This window comes from Streptomyces buecherae (assembly GCF_014295035.1).
Taxonomy (GTDB): domain Bacteria; phylum Actinomycetota; class Actinomycetes; order Streptomycetales; family Streptomycetaceae; genus Streptomyces; species Streptomyces youssoufiensis.
Genome location: NZ_CP060404.1, coordinates 1,352,384 through 1,372,268, shown reverse-complemented (window position 1 = coordinate 1,372,268; position 19,885 = coordinate 1,352,384). Strand labels below are relative to the sequence as shown.

Sequence of the window (19,885 nt, the reverse complement as noted above, 5' to 3'; positions counted from 1 at the left end):
CGGCCGGCCCCGTCAGCCCGCGTCCGCCGGTCGGGCGGCGCGCCAGGCCAACAGCCGCTCGTACGCCTCCGCGCCGTCCGGCACCCACTCCCACTCGTCCAGCCTGGCCGCCAGCTCCTCCTCGGTGAGGAAGGCGTGCCAGGCGACCTCCTCCACCTGCGGGTCGACCGGCAGATCGCAGCGCACCTCGTACACGTGACACCACCAGGACTTGCCCGGGCGCTCGAAGCAGAAGGCGAACAGCGGCGTCGGCGCGGGCAGCCCGCTGACGCCCAACTCCTCCTCGGCCTCGCGCAGCGCGGCCTCCTCGTACGACTCGCCCGCCCCCACCACGCCGCCCACGAACATGTCGTACAGCCCCGGGAAGACGAGCTTGCGCTCGGTGCGCCGGTGTACGAAGACGCGGCCGGCGGCGTCCCTGGCCAGGATGAACACGCAGCGGTGCCGCAGCCCGCGGGCGTAGACCTCGCCGCGCGGGGCCTGGCCCACCACCTGGTCACGTTCGTCCACGACGTCCAGTACCTCATCCGCCGACGGGGGCGTCTCATCAGCCATGCGGCCATCCAACCAGCACCGTCACCACGCGAAGACCCCGTCCGGACGGTTGACGCCATACCAGCGGGTAACGAGGATCGGGCGGGCGACGGGCGCCCGGCCCGGCGCAGGCCACCGGGCCAGGTGCCGCAGGGGCGGGCCCCGACGAGGACGGAAACCATGGCGTACGACGCTGATGTCATCGTGGTCGGAGCGGGACTCGCGGGGCTCGCCGCCACCGCCGAACTGGTCGACGCGGGGCGCACGGTCATCCTGCTCGACCAGGAGCCCGAAGCCTCGCTCGGCGGGCAGGCGCACTGGTCCTTCGGCGGCCTCTTCCTGGTCGACTCGCCCGAGCAGCGCCGGCTGCGCATCCGCGACAGCCACGCGCTGGCCTGGCAGGACTGGCAGGGCACGGCCGGCTTCGACCGCCCCGAGGACCGCTGGCCGCGCCGCTGGGCCAAGGCGTACGTGGACTTCGCGTCCGGTGAGAAGCGGGCCTGGCTGCGCGCGCTGGGCGTGCGGTTCTTCCCCGTCGTCGGCTGGGCCGAGCGCGGCGGCTACGACGCCACCGGACACGGCAACTCGGTACCCCGCTTCCACATCACCTGGGGCACCGGGCCCGGCCTGGTCGCGCCCTTCGAGCGGCGGGTGCGCGCCGGCGTGGAACGCGGTCTGGTCCGCCTCCGGTTCCGGCACCGGGTCACCGGACTCACCAGCACCGGCGGCGACCTGGACACCGTCAGCGGCGAGGTGCTGGCGCCCTCCGGCGCCGAGCGCGGCACGCCCAGCGGTCGCGAGGTCACCGGCGCCTTCGAACTGCGGGCCCAGGCGGTCATCGTCACCTCGGGCGGCATCGGCGGCAACCACGAACTGGTGCGCCGCAACTGGCCCCGCCGCCTCGGCATGCCGCCGGCACACCTGATCTCCGGGGTGCCCGAGTACGTGGACGGGGCCATGCTGGGCGTCGCCGAGCGGGCCGGCGCCCGCCTGATCAACCGCGACCGGATGTGGCACTACACCGAGGGCGTCGCCAACTGGGACCCGATCTGGCCCCGGCACGGCATCCGCATCCTGTCCGGGCCGTCCCCGCTGTGGGTGGACGCGCTCGGCAAGCGGCTGCCGGTGCCGCTCTTCCCGGGCTTCGACACCCTGGGCACCCTCGAACACATCATGCGCACCGGCTACGACTACACCTGGTTCCTGCTCACCCAGAAGATCATCGCAAAGGAGTTCACGCTCTCCGGCTCCGAGCAGAACCCCGACCTGACGGGCAAGAGCGTCCGCGGCGTGCTCGGCAGGGCCGGCGGCGGCGTGCCGGGCCCCGTGCGGGCCTTCATGGACCGTGGTGAGGACTTCGTCGTCGAGCACAACCTGACCGACCTGGTGCGCCGGATGAACGAGCTGACCGAGGCCGACCCGCGGCGCAGGTCCGGCCACATCGACGAGGGCGAACTGCGCCGCGAACTCGCCGCCCGCGACCGCGAGCTGAACAACAGGTTCACCAAGGACCTCCAGGTCACCGCCCTGCGCGGGGCCCGCGGCTATCTCGGCGACCGCCTCATCCGCACCGCCGCGCCACACCCCATGCTCGACCCCAAGGCCGGCCCGCTGATCGCCGTACGGCTCAACATCCTCACCCGCAAGACCCTGGGCGGCCTGGAGACCGACCTCTCCGCACGGGTGCTCACCGACGACGGCTCGCCCCTGCCCGGCCTGTACGCGGCGGGGGAGGCCGCCGGCTTCGGCGGCGGCGGGGTCCACGGCTACCGCGCGCTGGAGGGCACCTTCCTCGGCGGCTGCCTCTTCTCCGGCCGCGCGGCGGGCCGCGCGGCGGCAGCGGCGGTCGACTAGGCCCGGCGGCCGTGGCGCGGCGGAGCACGCCCCCTACTCGACCCCTAGTTGTCCGTAACACGCCCCCGTTCGCCGTGACACGTCGCCCGCCTCCCGTACCGCCCGCCGCGCCGGCCGACCCCCGGCACCCGCCCACCGCGTACGGTGCGCCGTCCGTAGGGCGAGCCCCGCCACGTGCCGGAGGGCATGCCGCCGAAACGGGCCCCACCTCGTGCGTCCGCGCGGCAGGCCGGCCGCAACGCCCGCCGCCGGGCCGCGAGTTGACTGCGCGCTGACACCGCCGGCGCACCGTCGGTGAGCAGCGGCGTCGCGGCGGGAACCCGGGGCCGGCGCGGGGCGTTCGGCATAAGGGTTCGGGAAGGTTTGGCCCAGCGCCCAGGACACGAGGACGTCACGGAATCCGAGGGGCGTCTTCCGGCCTTGACGCAGAGCAGTGACTACCGGTTTGCTGTCCGTGATCATTCGCCGTCGGCGGCACTGGCACCCGGGGCCACCGATGGGCCGGGCACCCCCGCGCGAGCTGACGCCGCGGCGGAACTGGAGGTGACAGCGTTGTGGAGGAACTTCACGGATGACGCCTCCCCGACGCCCCTTCACCCGCCCGTGGCGCAGGGACCGACTGGCCTTCGACCCCGCGCTGGACGACGCCCCACTGGCCGCCGCCCGTAACGCGCTCGCCCAGGGGCGCTGGGGCGCCGCGCGGTCGCTGCTCGCCGAGACCGGCGACGACTGGGACCGCAGGGGACATCGGCTCGTCGTCCTCGCCGAGGTCAGCGCGTGCGCCTCCTGGGCCAGCGACTGGCAGCGCGCCGAGCCCGACAGCGCCTGCGCCGCGGCCCTGCTGGCCTGCGCGACCGCGCTGCGCGCCGTGCGCGGCAAGGCGCGTTACGCGACGGCGCGCGAACAGGCCCTGGTCGCCGCCCGGATGGCCCCGGCCGACCCCTCGCCCTGGCTGGCACAGCTCATCGCGGCCCGCGCGCTGGGCAGCGGGGACGACTGCGCGCGCGCCTTCGACCAGGTGCGCGCCCGGCACCGGGACCACCACCACGCCCACCACCTGATGGCCACCTACCTCGCCGAGCGCGGCACCGGCGGCGGCGACCCGCTGCACGAGGTGTACGACTTCGCCGACTGGGCCGCCGAACAGGCGCCGGCCGACTCCCCGCTGGCCGTGCTCCCCGTGGTGGCGCACACCGAGCGGTACCGCGTCCTGGCCGCCGCCGGCCACCTGCCCCGCGACCCGCGCGAGTCCGAACACTGGTCCACGCGCAAGGCCCGGCAGGTGATGAAGGCCGCCTTCGACTGGTGGCTGGAGTGGGAGGGCGAGGGCCACCCGAGGCAGCAGATCGACCTCAACTACCTGGCGCACGCCAAGTTCCACGAGGGCCGCCTGGCCGAGGCCGCCGCCCTCTTCCACCGCATCGGCCCGCACGCCACCCGGGCCCCCTGGTCGTACGCCGACCGCGACCCCAAGCAGGAGTTCCGCGCCGCGCGCACCGCGGCGCTCGGCTCGCCCTGACGCACCCCTCGCACCTCCCCGCACTCCCGTGGAAAGGACCGCTCCGCCATGAAGACGGGTAGCCCACGCGGGCGAGCGGCCACCGCGGCCGAGGGGCGGGGGCGCGCCCTGCGCGCGGGCCGCATCGGCACCACCGGGCTCCTGTTGTCCGTGGCGGCGGCCAGCGCGCCGATGATGGTCGTCGCCGGCGTCATGCCGACCACCTACGCGGTGCTGGGCATGGTCGGGCAGCCGCTGCTCTTCGTGCTCCTGGGCGTCGTGCTGATGTTGTTCAGCTTCGGCTACGCGGAGATGGGCCGGCACGTGCAGAACGCGGGCGCCTTCTACGCCTACATCGCCCGCGGGCTCGGCGGCACCGTCGGCGCCGCCGCGGCCGTGCTCGCCCTGGTCGCGTACAGCACGTTGCAGGTCGGCATCTACGGCCTCTTCGGGTTCGAGGTGGCCGGGCTCGTCGACGAACACCTCGGCCTGCGCGTCGGCTGGTGGGTACCGGCCCTGGCCGGCGTGGCGCTCGTCGGGACCCTCGGCTGGTTGAAGATCGACCTCAACGTGCGGGTGCTCGGCGTCCTGCTCGTGGTCGAGGTGGTGTTGGTGGCGACGTTCGTCGTGGTCGGCCTCGGCGACCCCGGCGTCGACGGCCTCTCCTCGGCCGCCTTCGACCCCGACACCCTCACCGGCACCGGACTCGGCACCGCGCTGTGCTTCTGCGTCGCCTCCTTCACCGGCTTCGAACAGGCCCCGGTGTACGCGGAGGAGACCACCCGGCCCCAGGCCGTCGTCGCCCGGGCGATGTTCCTCGCCGTGGGCTTCGCCGCCCTCCTCTTCGCCCTCAGCTCCTGGGCGCTCGGCGTCGCCGCCGGCCCCTCGCGCGTGGTGGCGCTCGCCGACGCGCAGGGTCCGCACATGCTCTTCGCCCTGACCGAGGATCGTTTGGGTGGCACGTTCACCAACATCATGCACGTCTCCTACGTGACCGGTATGTTTGCCGCGATGCTCAGCTTCCACAACGTCGTGGCCCGCTATGCCTTTGCCATGGGCCGCGAGGGATTGTTGCCTTCCGTATTCGGCCGCACCGGCAAGTTCAGTGGCGCACCCACCTATGGGTCCGCACTTCAAACCTTCTTTTCCGTGGCAGTTGTTGCCAGCTTCACTCTCGGTGACGAAACGGGCTTCGGTGACCCGACCGTACCGGTGCTGCGGCTGTTCACCTGGTGCGGCAACGTCGGCGCGCTCGGCGTCATGGTCCTGATGGCGACCGCGAGCGTCGCCGTCGTCGCCTTCTTCGTACGCCGCGGCGCCGCCCGCCCCCAACTGGCCCGTATTGCCAGCTCAGGGCTTGCCGCCGGAGTGCTGATAGTGATCATCTGCTACGCCGTCAAGGACTTCGACGTGCTCCTCGAAGCCGAGCCGGACTCCGCCCCGCGCTGGGTGCTGCCCGGTGTCGTGGGCGCCACCATAGTGATCGGAATTGGTTACGGATGGTTGCTGCGGATAGCGCGGCCCGCCGTGCACGCCGAAATAGGCAGGGGCAATCACGCGTTCCAATTGGAGAAGGTCGCGACCGCTCCAGGGAAGGCGAATAAGCCCTCCACCGCCGCGTGAAAACGCCTTAGTCGCTCGACGCGCCACCACCACCGTCCCGCGCACCCGATAACCCATTCCCCGGCTGGGCCGTGCGACTTTTCCGCATGCCCGTTTCACGAAACCGCCAACGCGCCGGTGCACCGGCCCGTGGCTCTTACCTGCCGTGCTCCCACGGCACCCCCATGCCGTCATCCGGCGGCAGGGACACCCGCGACGTACGCGCGACCCGCGCGCGTGACGAACACGAAGGAGCCCCGCATGACCTGCTGCGAATCCTCGGTCTCGGACGCGAAGGCACTGGCGCATCCGCTCGATCCGCTGACCGCGGAGGAGATCGCCACCGCCCGGCGCGTCCTCGCCGAGGCGGGCAAGATCACCGACGACACCCGGTTCCCCCTCGTCCTGCCGCACGAGCCCGACCGGCACACCGTCGCCTCACACCGCCCGGGCGACCCGGTCGTACGCCGGGTGCGGGCCACCCTGCTCGACCGGGCCAGCGGCGTCGCCGCCGAGGCCATCGTCGACGTGACCGCCGAGGTGCTGCTCTCCTACCGGTCCCTGGACGCCACGAAGGAGGGGCAACCGCCCATCCTGTTCGGTGAGTTCGACCTCTGCGACGAGATCGTCAAGAACGACCCGGGCTGGCAGCGCGCGATGGCCGACCGCGGCATCACCGACACCAGCCTGGCCGTCGTCGCCCCGCTGGCCGCCGGCGACCTGGTCATCGACGGCGAGCCCGGGCGCCGGCTGCTGCGCTCGCCCACCTACCTGCGCTGCTCCAACTCCGACAACGCGTGGGCGCACCCGGTGGCCGGACTCGTCGCCGACGTGGACGTCATCGAGCGGCGGGTCGTGCGCCTGATCGACACCGGCGCCGTGCCCGTGCCCACCGAATGCGCCCGGTACGAGCCGGAGTTCACCGGCCCGCCGCGCACCGACGTGCGACCGCTGCGCATCACCCAGCCCGACGGCCCCTCCTTCCACCTCACCGGGCACCGGATCGACTGGCTCGGCTGGAACATGCGCATCGACTTCAACGGCCGCGAGGGCCTGGTGCTGCACCAGATCTCCTACCGGGACGGTGACCGCGAACGCCCGGTGCTGCGCCGCGCCTCGCTCGCTGAGATGGCCGTCGCGTACGGCGAGGCCGACGAGGCCCGCAACTGGGTGGCCTTCCTGGACGGGGGCGAGTACACCCTGGGACGCAACGCCAACGCGCTCCAACTCGGCTGCGACTGCCTCGGCGAGATCCACTACCTGGACGCCGTCGTCGCCGACGACCTCGGCAACCCCGAGACGTTGACCAACGCCATCTGCATCCACGAGGAGGACATCGGCCTGCTCTGGAAGCACACCGACATCTTCAACGACATGGCCGCCCACAGCCGCCGCGCGCGACGGCTCGTGATCTCCTACATCGCGACCGTCGGCAACTACGACTACGCCTTCTACTGGTACTTCCACCAGGACGGCAGCATCGCCTTCGAGGTGAAGTCCACCGGCATCGTCCAGACCACCGCCGTGGAGCCCGGCACCGGCTCGCCGCACGGCACGGAGATCGCGCCGGGCCTGGTCGCCCCCTACCACCAACACCTGTTCTGCGTGCGGCTCGACGTCGCGGTGGACGGCGACCGCAACTCCGTGCACGAGGTGGACGCGGTGCCGGTGCCCTCCGGCCCGGCCAACCCGAACGGCAACGCGTTCACCATCCGCACCACGCCCCTGACCGACAGCGCCGACGGCGCCCGGCTCGCCGACCCGACGACGTCCCGACACTGGCGGATCTCCAACCCGTCCGTACGCAACCGCGTGGGCCAGCCCGTGGCGTACGCGCTGATCCCGCAGCCGAGTCCGGTCCTCCTCGCCCAGCCCGACGCGGCGGTCACCCGCCGGGTCGCGTACGCCACCAAGCACCTGTGGGTGACCCGGCACGCCGAGGACCGGCGCTACCCGGCGGGCGACTACCCCAACCAGCACCCGGGCGAGGCCGGCGTGCCGCGCTGGACGCAGGCCGGCGAGTCGCTGGAGGACACCGAGCTGACCGTGTGGCACACCTTCGGGCCCACCCACCTGCCCCGGTCGGAGGAGTGGCCGGTCATGCCCGTCGACCACTGCGGCTTCACCTTCCGCCCCACCGGCTTCTTCGACCGCAACCCGGCCCTGAACCTGCCGGCCGAGCAGAAGATGTAGGCACACCCTCGCTGTACTTGGGAGCGCTCCCACGAGTAACAAGTGTCGCAATAGCTAACAAAGCGCACGGTGCGCACCGCGCGTGACGACGTACGCACGGCGTACCACGACGTACCACGACGCAGCGCACGCCGTCGCGGCTCCCGGGCCGCGACGGCGTGTGCGTTCCGGCCGCGCGGTCAGGCGTGCGCGTTCCCCGCCGCGTGGTCAGGCGTGGGCGGGTGGGAGGCACCCGTCGGCCCGGTGGCGCGCGGCCCGTGGCGGTGGGCGCACGGCCGGGGCCGTCAGTCCTCCAGGGCCTCGCGGACCCGGCGCGAGACCGTGAAGGCGTAGAGGTCGAGCACGCCGGGCGGTTCGGCGATGCCCGGGCCGCCCGCGCGCAGCCAACTGGCGATGTCGGCCAGTGCGTCGTCGTCGTTGACCAGGCCGAGCCACACCGGCCGCCCACCCGCCGCCCGGCCCTGTGGCGAGGGCTGCACGACCATCACATTGGCCTGGTCGCACACGTCGAGGCAGTCCGAAGCGCGCACCGCCGCCGAGGTTCCCACCGCCTCGCGCAGCCGGGCGATCTGCCCGGCGTGGTCGACGCCGGGCACCTTGCGCGCGTCGCCGCAGCAGCAGCCACGACAGACGGTCACCTTGCAGGCAGCGGCGGCGGCCCGGGGGGCCCGGGAAGCGGCGCGGCGAGCCTCGGAGGCCCGCCGGTCGGCGTTGGAGATCATCCGACCGATGGTACGCGGCGCCGTTGGCCAGCAGGGCGAGACGCCTGCCACGTCCGGCCACCTCCCCGCACGGTCGGCCGCGCCCCATCGGCCACACACGGCCGGGGCGCGGGCGGTCGGAGCCCGAGGGGCCGGGGGCGCCGCGCCGTACGGGCGTGCTCCCGCGCCGGACGTGGCCCCGGGGCGGCCCGCTCGCCCAGTGGGTGGGTCCTGCCGCGTCCGATCAGCCCATTGGCGGGTGCCCGGGGTGCCGACCGCCGCGAAGCCGGGAAAGGTTGATGTTCCGTCATGTCCAGCGGGCCGGCCGTGAAGCGGTGTGCGGCCAGCCCGGGTGCGAACAAGGGAGTCCCAGGTGAGACAGGTAGCCCGGCCTCGGCCGTCGGCATGGCGCGGCGTATCGGTGACCGGCGGGATCGCGGCGCTGGCCCTCGCGCTCGGCGGCTGCCTCCCGCACGACGTGGCCGCCCCGGCGCCACCCTCCGCGGCCGAACCGCACCCCGCCGCCGTCGCCGCCCCGCGACCCACCGACCCGCGCCCGGTCACCCCCGCCCCGACGCTCAGCGACGACCATGCCGACACCCGCCCGACCGCCCCAGCCGATCGAACCGATCGGGCCGGTCCACCGCATCGCGCGGAGCGCGCCGAGGACCCGGACCCGGGCTGGGCCCCGAACCCGGACTGGGACCCGGATCCGGATCGGGACCCGGATCCGGACGGCCTCTCGGGCGAGTTGTGGCACGACCCGAGTAGCGCCGCGGCCCGCCAGGTACGGGCCTGGCGCGCCGAGGGCCGGTTGGCCGAGGCGAGGCTGCTCCGGGCCCTCGCGGACCAGCCGACCGCGGAGTGGATCGGCGACCAGCCGCGACAGAAGGCCCACCGCGTCACCGAGTCCGCCCGGGCGAGCGGGCGGACGCCGGTACTCGTCGGCTATCACATTCCGTACCGGGACTGCGGCAACCACTCGGCGGGCGGTGCGCCCGACGGCGCCGCCTACCGGCGCTGGGCGCACGACCTGGCGGCCGGCATCGGCGACCGCGAGGCGCTGGTGATCCTGGAGCCGGACGCGGTGGCCCAGGTGGTCGACGGCTGCGTACCGGCCGAGCTGCGCGGCGAGCGGCTCGACCTGCTCCGGCACGCGGTGGTCACGCTCTCCGGGCTGCCGGGGACGCGGGTCTACCTCGACGCGGGCAACGCGGGCTGGGTCCCCGACCCGGCCCGCCTGGTGCCCTCGCTCCAGCGGGCCGGCATCGCGTACGCGGACGGCTTCGCGCTGAACGTGTCCAACTTCCACACCACGCGGGCCAGCGTGGACTACGGCCACCGGCTCTCCCGCCTCCTCGACGACGCCCACTTCGTCGTCGACACCTCCCGCAACGGCCGCGGCCCCGCGGAAGACGACGGCCTGGGCGACACCTGGTGCAACCCACCCGGCCGAGCCATCGGCCAACCCCCGACCACCCGAACCGGCCACCCCCGCGTGGACGCCTACCTCTGGATCAAGCGCCCCGGCGAGTCCGACGGCACCTGCCGCGGCGGCCCACCGGCGGGGCAGTGGTGGCCCTCCTACGCGCTGGAGCTGGTGCGGAACGCGGGCGGGTAGCCGCTGCGCGGCGGGCGGACCACACTGCTGGTGCGCTGTGTCGTTGGGGTTCGCGAGACGGACGGCTCGGCGCGTGTGCGCCTTGTGGGTTCTTGGGTTGCCCCGCGATTGGCCTTGGGGTGTGTTGGCCTGCGGCTTCGGCTGGCTGGTGGGTCAGCGAGCGCAGGACGGCCCGTCACGCGTACCGGTACTTCAACGAGTCCGCCTCCGCCTGCTCGATGTCAGCGATCGTCAGCTCCGGTATCCGTAGCTGGGCCAGCGTCACCTCGGCCGAGGTCGGCTGTGCGTCCGCCGGCAGCCACTGTTCCGGCTTCCAGGCCCCGCTCCGCAGGAGCGACTTGGGGCAGTGCGGGTAGACCTCCTCGATCCCCACCACCAGCGCACTGGCCGGCGGCTTGCCCACGGCGGTCAGCTGCGACAGCAGCTCCGGGCGGGTGGAGACGCAGGCCCGGCCGTTCACCCTGAGCGTCGTGGTGCGCCCCGGGATGACGAACAGCAGCCCGGCCCGTCCGGTGGCGATGACGTTCTGCAGGGTGTCCAGACGCTTGTTGCCGGTCGCGTCCGGTATCGCCACCGTCCGTGCGTCCAGGACGGAGACGAACCCGGCAGGGCCGCCGCGCGGGGAAACGTCACAGTTGCCCTCGGCGTCCGCGCTGGCGACCAGGACCAGCGACGAGCAGCAGATCAACCGTCGGGTCTGATCGGTGAGTTCGGTCATCTGCTTGCGCAATGCCGCGTCCTTGGGGAGTTCGTAGACCCCACGCAGCGCCTCCTGGTCGCGCACGGCGTCGAGGCGGAGTGAGTCGAAGGCACTGGTGGCAGGGGGCGTCGTCATGCCCCGACCCTAAGGGGCCGACCTGCGATCGATCTTGGCCGGTGAGTGCGGGGGACACGCGGACGGCCGCGTGCGTTGCCTGGTGTGTGACGATCAAGCGGGCTCGCGCGGCATCTGGTCGAGTTGATCCGCGTTGGGTGGCGCGCTGTGAGTCCGGGCGCCATGAGCAGCATGAGGGCGCCCGTCGGCGGGAGGCGGGGGCCGGGCCCTGGACCACAGGGTGTGACCTTGACCGTCGCTGACGGTGGTGGTCTTGGTGGCGTTCTGCCTGCGCTTACCGGATACGAAGGCCCGCCGGCCGGCCTGGTGAACCACCAGCCAGCCGAGCCCGCGGGCCAACACGCCCCGAGATCCATCGCGGGTCAGCCCGTGAGGTGATGGCCCGCTGTGGGAGCACTGCGCGTACCGCCACGGGCCAGTAGGTGATGGGGCCGGCCGCGCCGCGGCGCCCCGGTCACAGCGGACCGGGGCGCCGGGTGGTGCGCGGAGGTGGGGTGGGGGTCAGGGCAGGTGGACCCACTTGGCGACGGAGGGGACGCCCTCGGCGTTGGTGACGAAGAGCATGTACCAGCCGGGTGGGGTCAGGGTGCGGTCGTCGGGGATCGAGAGGGTGACCGAGTCCTTGTGGTGCTTGACGCCGAGTTGGATGGAGCGCTGCTCGACGTCCGTGGTGTGGGTGACGGCGCTGGGGCGCATCAGCTTGGCGTGGGTGACGCGCTCCGGGTGACGGGTCCGGAAGGTGGCCCGGCCGCCGCGCTGGAGTTCCTTGGGGCCGGCGCCGAGCGCGGGGCGGTCCTTGGCGTACAGGTACGGCGGGCTGTAGATCTCCACCCGGCGTTCGAAGGTGCCCGGCTGGGTGTTGGCCCGGTCGGCGTAGAGCGGGTCGGAGCCGAAGGTGGCGACCCGGCCGTCGGGGAGCAGCAGCGCCGACGAGTGGTAGTTGCGCCCCACGGTCGGGTCGGCGGCCTTCTCGAAGGAGTTGGCACGCGGCGAGTAGATCTGGGCCTTGTGGACGTCGCTGTCGCCCTTGCCCCGGTAGTCGCTGGAGCCGCCGGTGGTGAACACCGTGTCGTCCGGCAGGATCACGCTCGACAGGTAGCGGGTGCCCTGCGGCAGGTCGGGGCCCTTCACGTAGCGCTGCGGGCTCCGGTTCAGGTCGACGACGGCCGTACGGGGCGTGGACTTGCTCGACTCGCCGACGCCGCCTCCGCCCAGGATCATCACCTTCTGGTCCTGGGCCGGCGGCAGCAGCACCGAGGTGGAGGTCTCGGTCTGGTCGGTGTCGGTGAGCCCGGGCACCCGCTGGAAGGTGTTGTGGCGCAGGTCCCACAGGCCCGGCACGCGGCCCTTCTTGGCCGGCCCGTAGCCCGCGTTGGAACCGGAGTAGAAGAGCTTGCCGCCCTTGGTGAGAAAGAGCGCCGGGTAGGTCGGGAAGTAGCGGCGCGGCGCCTTGGACCACTTCTTGGTCTTCGGGTCGTAGATCTCGTTGATGCCGTTGATGATCTGGCCGACGTCGTCCAGGCCGGAGACGGCCAGCACCCGTCCGTCCCCGAGCGTGACCAGCGTCGGGTACCAGCGGCTCTCGTCCATCGGGTCGACCGGGATGTAGCGCTCGGACTCCGGGTCGAACTCGTAGGCCGCGTTGATGCCCTGGTAGTCCTGCTTGTCGAGGGTCATGGCCTGTGCGAGGCCGTAGACGTCCCGCGCCGCCTGGCCGGTCAGGCCCTGGATGGCGTACTGCGCCGGCTTGCTCCGGAGGCCGGACTCGCCCTTCTTCACCGACTCGACGAAGACCCGGGTCTCGCTGGCGATGACGGTGACCTCGCCGCCCTTGCGCTTGCCGTTCTTGTCCTTCTTGGGCACCTTCTTGGCCGCGTCCACGCGGAAGGCGCGGGTGGCCCGGTAGCGCTTGCCGTCGGGGGCGCGGAAGACGGTGCCCTTGGCGAAGCGGCGGGCCCGGTCCGGGTCCTCGTTCTTCACCAGCATCGGGCCGGCGGCCCGCTCGACCTCGCCGTCCAGGACCTCGTAGCGCGCCGTGCCGCCGGCCACCAGCATGTTGCCGCCGGGCAGTTGCGAGTGCCCGCCGCAGAACAGGTCCTCGGGCGTGGGGATCAGCTTGAAGGTGTCCTTGGCCGGGTCCCACAGCAGGGTGTCGAACGTTCCGGCGTCGAACCGCTTCTGGTCGTTGCCCGAACCGGCGATCAGGAGCACCTTGCCCGAGCGCAGCAGGGCCGCGTGGATGGCCCGCACCCGGTACTTCTCCGGCACCGAGAGCAGGTCCCAGTGCCCGTACTGGGCCTTGTAGCCGGGTTGGTTGATCTTGTACGCGTGGTAGGTCCGCTCCGCGTAGCTCACGGCGGCGGGGGCGTTGAGGCCGGCCAGTACGACCATGGCCGTGACGCCCATGGCGGTGGTCCGGGCCCGTGGGGTGATCATGTAGCGCACAGCGAGTCCTTGTCTGCCGTCGTGGCGTCTGCCGTCGCGGCGTCTTGCGCCGTTGCCGTGGTGGTCTGTGGTGTCTCCTTGGTGGGTGTGGGGGCGGAGGTGGGTGACGGGGGCCTGGGGCTGTCGGCGCGGGCCGCCGGGAGGGTGGCGGTGGCCGGCCGCGCGGCGTGCCGTTCGCGCAGCAGCCCGCCGTACCACAGCGCCGGCGTGGCCAGGCACAGCAGCACCGCGAGGAACGCCCAGATACACATGGCCATGTGGGTGTGGCCCAGGAAGGGCGCCGCCAGGAGCGAGCCGCCGAAGACGACGGCCCACAGCAGGTGGATGCGGAAGGTGGCCAGCCGGTCGGGGCTGGACGAGTCACCCTTGGGCGTCACCACGAACCGGCTCTTGCGCCGCAGCACCGCGTCGCACAGCGACTTCGCGTAGATCGGCGCGGAGATCGCCGACAGCGCCATGCCGGCCGTTCCGGAGGAGCCGCTCGGCTCGTGCGGGCTGACGTTGTGCTTGCGGTTCCAGATGTACAGGCCGATCTGGAGGGCCGCCGCGTCGCTGTAGAGCATCAGCCAGATCTCGGAGGAGATCTGGATGCCCGACGCGCCGAGCCCCAGGAACAGGGTGCAGGAGAGGGCGGAGAGCATCCAGTTGAGCGCGGACATGGGATAGAAGGTGACCAGCAGCGAGTAGTTGAGCAGCTTGCCCGGGGGCAGCGTGGGAATGCCGCGCCAGTACTGCTTGAGCACCGTTTCGTACGTGCCCCGGCTCCACCGCAGTTGTTGGGTGAAGAAATCGGTCCACGCGGTGGGGCCCTCGCCGACGGCCAACACGTCGGGCGTGTACACCGAACGCCATTTGTTGCCCGTCTCCGGGTTGCGCGTGCGGTGCAGTTCGAAGCCGGTCGCCATGTCCTCGGTGATGGAGTCGTACAGCCCGCCGATGCTCTTGAGCGCGCTGATGCGCACGGCGTTGTTGGTGCCGACGAACATCGCCCCGTCGTAGGCGTTCCCGGCGCGCTGGATGAGCGCGTGGAAGAGGAACTGCTGGCTTTCCGCCGCCTTGGTGACGGCCGCGTCGTAGTTCCCGTAGACCTGCGGGCCGACGACGAACGCGACGTCCGGGTCGCGGAAGTAGCCGAGCATGCGCTCCAGGAAGTTCGGCAACGGCACGTGGTCGGTGTCCACGCAGGCCATGAATTCGTAGGCGTCGCCGTGCGCGTCCAGCCAGGAGTTGTAGTTCCCGTGCTTGGTCTTGGCCCGGAAGGCGCCCGTGGGCTGGTTCCAGCGGGCCACGCCCTTGCGCGAGAAGTGCCGTACGCCGAGTCGCGCGCACAGTTCCTTGATCTCCGCGTCGTCACCCTCGTCGAGCAGCCACACGTCCACGAGGCCGGGGTGCCGCAGCCGCGTCGCCGCCTCAAGGGTGGCCCGCACCATGGCCACCGGTTCCTTGCCGGGGACGAAGCTGGTCAGGAACGCCACCCTGGTGCCGGGCGCGGCGTGCACCGGGATCGGGTCACGGGCCACGAGGGTGGCATGGGCGTTGGAGACTACCGTGAACAGCCGGAACACCTCGATCAGCCCGATGGCCACGAGCATCACGGTGTCAGCCGCCGTCTCCCAGCCGGAGACGTAATCGCGGTGCACCCAGTGCTCCGGTCGCAGCAGCCAGACCAGCAGGATCGCCGAGACGGTGGGCGCCGCCGCCAGCAACAGCGCGGCCCGCACCCGGTGCGGCTCCTGGGCCAGCAGGCTGCGGTAGCGCACCCGGTACGGGGCGTCCGCCGGCGGCTCGGTCAGCGGGCCCGCCAACTGGCTGTAGCGGTCGTAGTCGTAGCGTGGCGCGGAGGTCTGCTCGGTGGGCCGCGCGGGGGTCGCGCCCCCCGCGTCACCTCCCTTGGCTGCCTCGCCCGTCTCGCCCGTCTCGTCTGCCGTGCTCGTCTCGTCCGCCCCGCGCGTCCGGCTCGCCTCGTCCGCGGCTGGGGCGTTGCCCGGTTCGCTGGGCTTTTCGGGGTCGCTGGAGGTGGCGGCGTCGCTTGGGTCGCTGGCCTGGCCGAGGTCGTCCGAGTGGCCGGCACCGTCGGCGTCGTCGGCGTCGCCCGTGCTGCCTGTGGGCTTCGCGTCGTCTGTATCGCTTGTGCCGCGTGCGTCGTTGGCGTCGTCGGGGTTTCGCGCGTCGCCGGTCGCGCCCGCGTCCGCCGTGTCGTTCGCGGTATTCGCGGTATCGGCGGTATCGGCGGTATCGGCTTTCGGGGCGCCGTCCGTTTCGGCTGTGGCGACCGTGTCGGGTGCGTGGGCCGGGTCGGTTGCGTCGTCCGGGTGGGAATTCTCCGCGCACGGGTGGGATTCCACGTCGGTGGTTTCCGCGCGGGCGAGTTCCGTGTCGTGGGAATGCCGGTCCGGGGATTTCGTATCGGCCGAGTTCGCGTCGCTGGCTTCCGGGCGGCCGGTTTCCGGTTCGCTGATTTCCGGGCGGCTGGTTTCCGGGTCGCTCGTGTCCGCGGTGGCCGAGTCGGATCGTCGGCCGGTCGCGTCGTTCGGCTGGCCGCCGGTCGAGGTAGCTTCCTCGCGCGTGGTCGCGGGAGTGGGAGCACCGGCCTGTGCCGCCGCGGGTGCCGGCGGTTGGCGCCCGGGTTCGCCGCTGCCACCAGCGGCGTCGGAGCCGGCTGGCGGGCCGGTGTCGGCCGGTGGGCTGGCCCCGGTGGGTTCGCTGACACCGCCGGAGCCGAGGGGTTCGCTGGCGGTGGCGGGCCGGGCGGCCCGGGCCGCCGCCTTGCCGCCTTTCGCGCGCGAGGCGGTGGGGGTGGCGTTCGCCTTTTCATTGGCGCGGGCGGATTCGCCGGCCCCTCGTTTACGGCCCCCGCGCACCTTCTTCTTGGGTCGGGGCACAGCATCGTTTTTCTTGGCATTTTTCGCTGACGCACTGACACGGCTGTACGCAGCCAACGCGGCCTCCCGCAGAAACGAGCCACGAGCTACCTCGCGGCAGCGATAGCCCATTTGGTCTACTCGTCGTCTCATTCGACAGAAAAGGACCGTAACAACGACGTGGCCGGGATCGGCTTATATCGGATGATCGGCGCGCCGTGCTCTCGGGCACTAATCGAGTGAGGAACAGAAAGTCACACTGTCGGCCTATCTGCGCGCGTCTCGCGTGAATTGGTTTTGGCTTTCTGCCATGGTGTGGCCCCCTCAGCTCCGTGCATGTCCGGAGCCACGCCACCGCTGAGAACCGCTGTTGGGGAGCCGTGCGTGCCGCAAGACAATCACCCGCCACGAGACGACCGTTCGCCGCGCGGGGGCCAGATGCCGAGTAGGGGCTCCGCGCCGGGGCGGCGCGCGGCCCCCGGCGCGGACCGGGCGACCGGGCACGGCGCCGGCGCGCCGCTGACGGTGCTGCACGTCTCCCAGCCGGTGACCGGCGGGGTGGCCCAGGTGGTCACCGACCTCGTCCGGGGTCAGCGCGCCGACGGCCTGCGCCCGGTGCTCGCTTGTCCGCCGGGCGGCACGCTGGCCGCCGCGGCGGAGGCGGCCGGGGCCGAAGTGCTGTGCTGGCCGGCGCGCCGCGCCCCCGGGCCCGGGCTGGCCGCCGAGACCGCGCGCCTGGCCCGACTGGTCCGCGAGGTACGCCCCGACCTGGTGCACACGCACAGCGCCAAGGCCGGCCTGGCGGGGCGGCTCGCGGTGCGCGGCCGGGTGCCGACCCTGCACCAGCCGCACGCCTGGTCCTTCGACGCGGCCGACGGCGCGCTGCGCGCCGTCGCCGTGAGCTGGGAGCGGTACGCCGCGCGGTGGGCCGCCCGGGTGGTGTGCGTGAGCGAGGACGAGCGGCGCCGAGGCGTGGCCGCGGGGATCGCGGCCCGCTGGGAAGTGGTGCCCAACGGCGTGGACACCGACCGCTTTCCGCCGGCCGACGCCGCCGCGCGGCGCGCGGCCCGCGCCGCCCTGCCGGCCCTGCGCGGCGTGCCGGCGGACGCGCCCCTCGTGGTGTGTGTGGGGCGGCTGTGCCGGCAGAAGGGGCAGGACGTGCTGGTGGCTGCCTGGCCCCGGATCGCGGCCCGGGTGCCCGGCGCGCACCTGGTCCTGGTCGGCGACGGCCCGGCCGCCGCCGCCCTGCGCGGCGCGGCGCCGCCCGGCGTCCGCTTCGCCGGCGCCACGCGCGACCCCGCGCGCTGGTACGCCGCGGCCGACCTGGTCGTCCTCCCGTCCCGCTGGGAGGGGATGGCCCTGGCGCCGCTGGAGGCGATGGCCTGCGGTCGGCCGGTCGTGCTCACCGACGTGACCGGCGCCCGCGAGAGCCTGCCGCCCGGTCACGCCCCGCACTGCCTGGCCCCGCCCGCCAACCCGGGCGCGCTCGCCCGCACCGTCGCCGCCCTGTTGGCCGACCCGGGCCGGCGTGAGCTGCTCGGCGCGCGGGCGCGGCGGCACGCGCGCGAGCGCCATGACGTACGCCGCGCGGTGGCGCACGTGGCGCGGGTGTACGCGGCGGTGCTCGGCCAGCGGCCCGAGCCGGCGGCGCGACGCGGCGACCCGCCCGGCGGCGCGGTGCGCGATGGGCTGGCCGCTGGCGCGGTGCGGCCCAGCGCGGTCGCGGCCGGCGCGGACCCGGTGCGTACCGTCGCGGAACGCGCGGCGGAGCGTACGGACGCCGGTCGGACGACGGTTGGTCGGGCGGGCGTGGTGCCCGGGGGCGCCGGTGGGCCGGGTGTGGGCGGGTCATGACGACGGAGAACGTGGAGCTGTCCGACGCGGCTGGCGCGCTGGACCAGTTGACGGCCGACCGCCAGCCGGCGGCGGCCGTGTGCGCGCCCCGGAGCAGCAAGGGTGAGCCGGCCACCCGCCGGCGGCGCGGCCTGACCTGGGGGCACCTGGCGCCGCTGGCCCTGCTCGCCGCCGACGGCGCGGCCACCGTCGCCGCCCTGCTCCTCGCGGACGCGGGCCAGGCCGCGCGGGCGGCGGCGCCCGCGCTCGGCGTGCTCGTCGCCCTCAACGCGCACGCCGGCCTCTACCGGCCGGGGCTGTCCACCGCGGCCCTGGACGAACTGCCGTCCCTGCTCTGGCACACCGTCCTCACCTGGTGCGTGGTGACCACCGGGCTCGTCGCCCTCGACCAGCCGGACGCCGCCCGGTGGGGGCCCCTGCTCGCACTGTTGGCCGTCCACGCGCCGCTGCTGTGCGCGGCGCGGGCCGTGGCCCACCTCGGGCTGCGCCGGCACCGGCGCCGCGCGCCGTGCCCCGCGCTCGTGGTCGGCTCGGGCCCGGTCGGCGAACGCGTGCTGGCCACCCTCGTCGCCGCCCCCGGGTACGGGCTGCGCCCGGTCGGCCTCGTGGCGGCGGGGCCCGCCCCCGCCCCCGGCGTCCCGCTGGCGGCGGGCGCCGCCACGACCGCGCCCCTCGCCGCGGGCCAGTCGTCCACGGCCGGCATCGCCACCGGAACCCTGACCGCGGGCGCCCTGCCGGGGCCGGGCGCCGGAGTGCTCACCGAGCCCGAGCCACTCACCGCCCCGGGCCCCGGGGCGGCGGCCCGCGACTCCGGCCCGGCGCCCGAGCCCACGGTCGGCTCAGCGATCGGGATCGTGACGGGCCCGGCGCCGGGGACCGCGCCAGGGAGCGCGCCAGACGCCGTGCCGGCGCCCGCCGTGCCGGCACCTGCGGTGCCCGTGCTGGCCGGGCACGAGGACATCAGCCGGGCCATCGCCCAGCACGGCGTACGCGCCGCCGTCCTCACCCGGACGCCGTGGGAGGACCCGCAGGTCGCGGCGTTGCTCGGGCTGTTGCGGGCGCGGCGGTGCACCGTGTGGCTGGTCACCGCCGAACCCGATCCGGCGCTTGCGCCCGCGCGCTCGGCGGTCCCCGACCACCTGTGGGGCTTCGCCTGCCGGCGCCTGGCGCCGCCGCCCCGGCACCGGATCGCCGCCATCGGCAAGCGGGCGCTGGACGTGTGCGCCGCGGCGCTGGGGCTGGTCGCGGTCGCCCCGCTGCTCGCGGCGTGCGCGCTGGCCGTGCGCTGCTCCGACGGGCCCGGGGTGCTCTTCCGACAGGAGCGCGTGGGGCGTGACGGCCGTCCGTTCGTGGTGCTCAAGTTCCGCACGCTGCGCAGCGACGCGTTCGAGTCGGCCACCCGCTGGAGCGTCGCCGACGACCAGCGGATGAGCGCCGTGGGGCGCTGGCTGCGCCGCACCTCGCTCGACGAGCTGCCGCAACTGTGGAACGTACTGCGCGGCGACATGAGCCTGGTCGGTCCGCGCCCCGAACGCCCCTACTTCGTCCGTGAGTTCAGCCAGCGCTACCCCGCCTACCGGGCCCGACACCGGATGCCCGTGGGCATCACCGGCCTCGCCCAGGTGCACGGGCTGCGCGGGGACACCTCCATCGAGGACCGGGTGCGCTTCGACAACCACTACATCGAGACCTGGTCGCTGTGGCAGGACGTACGCATCCTGCTGCGCACCGCCGGCTCCCTCTTCCGCTGCGGGGGGAGCTGACGATGGGCCAGGGCGCCGGCCCGGCGGTCGACCCCGACTCCGCGCCCCGGAGCGCGGCACACGGGGCGCGGCACCCCGCGCGCCCCCATCCGCTACCGGCCCCCGCCCACCAGACCCCCGCTCG

General features: G+C 73.7%; 12 protein-coding genes. 7 read left to right on the top strand and 5 right to left on the bottom strand.

From position 1 onward, the window contains the following. Positions 1-12 precede the first annotated feature (12 nt). The gene (locus tag H7H31_RS05160; protein WP_187063095.1) at positions 13-555 is read right to left on the bottom strand and encodes an NUDIX hydrolase; all 543 of its coding nucleotides are present in this window, start codon (positions 553-555) and stop codon (positions 13-15) included. Between the two features lie 159 nt (positions 556-714). On the opposite strand from H7H31_RS05160, the gene H7H31_RS05155 reads away from it, so the two are divergent. The 4 genes from H7H31_RS05155 (at position 715) to H7H31_RS05140 (ending at position 7,681) form a co-directional block, all read left to right on the top strand. Next, complete coding sequence (locus H7H31_RS05155; RefSeq protein ID WP_187063094.1) at positions 715-2,388, top strand: FAD-binding dehydrogenase; 1,674 nt, start codon at positions 715-717, stop codon at positions 2,386-2,388. Between the two features lie 571 nt (positions 2,389-2,959). Continuing rightward, a complete protein-coding gene (locus H7H31_RS05150; protein ID WP_187063093.1) occupies positions 2,960-3,907 on the top strand; it encodes a hypothetical protein in 948 nt (315 codons plus the stop codon). A gap of 48 nt (positions 3,908-3,955) precedes the next feature. Then, positions 3,956-5,509, top strand: coding sequence for an APC family permease (locus tag H7H31_RS05145; RefSeq protein ID WP_187063092.1), 1,554 nt, complete (start codon positions 3,956-3,958; stop codon positions 5,507-5,509). Positions 5,510-5,749: 240 nt separating this feature from the next. Beyond that, complete coding sequence (locus H7H31_RS05140; RefSeq protein WP_187063091.1) at positions 5,750-7,681, top strand: primary-amine oxidase; 1,932 nt, start codon at positions 5,750-5,752, stop codon at positions 7,679-7,681. A gap of 284 nt (positions 7,682-7,965) precedes the next feature. On the opposite strand, the gene H7H31_RS05135 is transcribed toward H7H31_RS05140, so the two are convergent. Next, positions 7,966-8,403, bottom strand: a complete 438-nt coding sequence (locus H7H31_RS05135; RefSeq protein ID WP_222625295.1) for a (2Fe-2S) ferredoxin domain-containing protein — start codon at positions 8,401-8,403, stop codon at positions 7,966-7,968. A 352-nt stretch (positions 8,404-8,755) separates the two neighbouring features. Between H7H31_RS05135 and H7H31_RS05130 the strand changes: the two genes are divergently transcribed. After that, positions 8,756-10,003, top strand: a complete 1,248-nt coding sequence (locus tag H7H31_RS05130; protein WP_232109692.1) for a glycoside hydrolase family 6 protein — start codon at positions 8,756-8,758, stop codon at positions 10,001-10,003. 175 nt (positions 10,004-10,178) lie between these two features. On the opposite strand, the gene H7H31_RS05125 is transcribed toward H7H31_RS05130, so the two are convergent. From H7H31_RS05125 to H7H31_RS05115, 3 genes are all read right to left on the bottom strand, one after another. Next, complete coding sequence (locus tag H7H31_RS05125; RefSeq protein WP_187063090.1) at positions 10,179-10,838, bottom strand: MSMEG_1061 family FMN-dependent PPOX-type flavoprotein; 660 nt, start codon at positions 10,836-10,838, stop codon at positions 10,179-10,181. Positions 10,839-11,339: 501 nt separating this feature from the next. Further along, positions 11,340-13,283: a radical copper oxidase GlxA gene (gene glxA / locus H7H31_RS05120; protein WP_187063089.1), complete on the bottom strand. Its 1,944-nt coding sequence runs from the start codon at positions 13,281-13,283 to the stop codon at positions 11,340-11,342. Continuing rightward, positions 13,271-15,628, bottom strand: a complete 2,358-nt coding sequence (locus tag H7H31_RS05115) for a glycosyltransferase family 2 protein (RefSeq protein WP_232109691.1) — start codon at positions 15,626-15,628, stop codon at positions 13,271-13,273. The genes glxA and H7H31_RS05115 overlap by 13 nt, the downstream gene beginning before the upstream one ends. A 954-nt stretch (positions 15,629-16,582) precedes the next feature. Between H7H31_RS05115 and H7H31_RS05110 the strand changes: the two genes are divergently transcribed. Both H7H31_RS05110 and H7H31_RS05105 read left to right on the top strand, forming a co-directional pair. Beyond that, a complete protein-coding gene (locus tag H7H31_RS05110) occupies positions 16,583-17,998 on the top strand; it encodes a glycosyltransferase (protein ID WP_187063088.1) in 1,416 nt (471 codons plus the stop codon). Continuing rightward, positions 17,995-19,761, top strand: a complete 1,767-nt coding sequence (locus tag H7H31_RS05105) for an exopolysaccharide biosynthesis polyprenyl glycosylphosphotransferase (protein WP_187063087.1) — start codon at positions 17,995-17,997, stop codon at positions 19,759-19,761. Before H7H31_RS05110 ends, H7H31_RS05105 begins: the two co-directional genes overlap by 4 nt. The last annotated feature ends 124 nt before the right edge of the window (positions 19,762-19,885 follow it).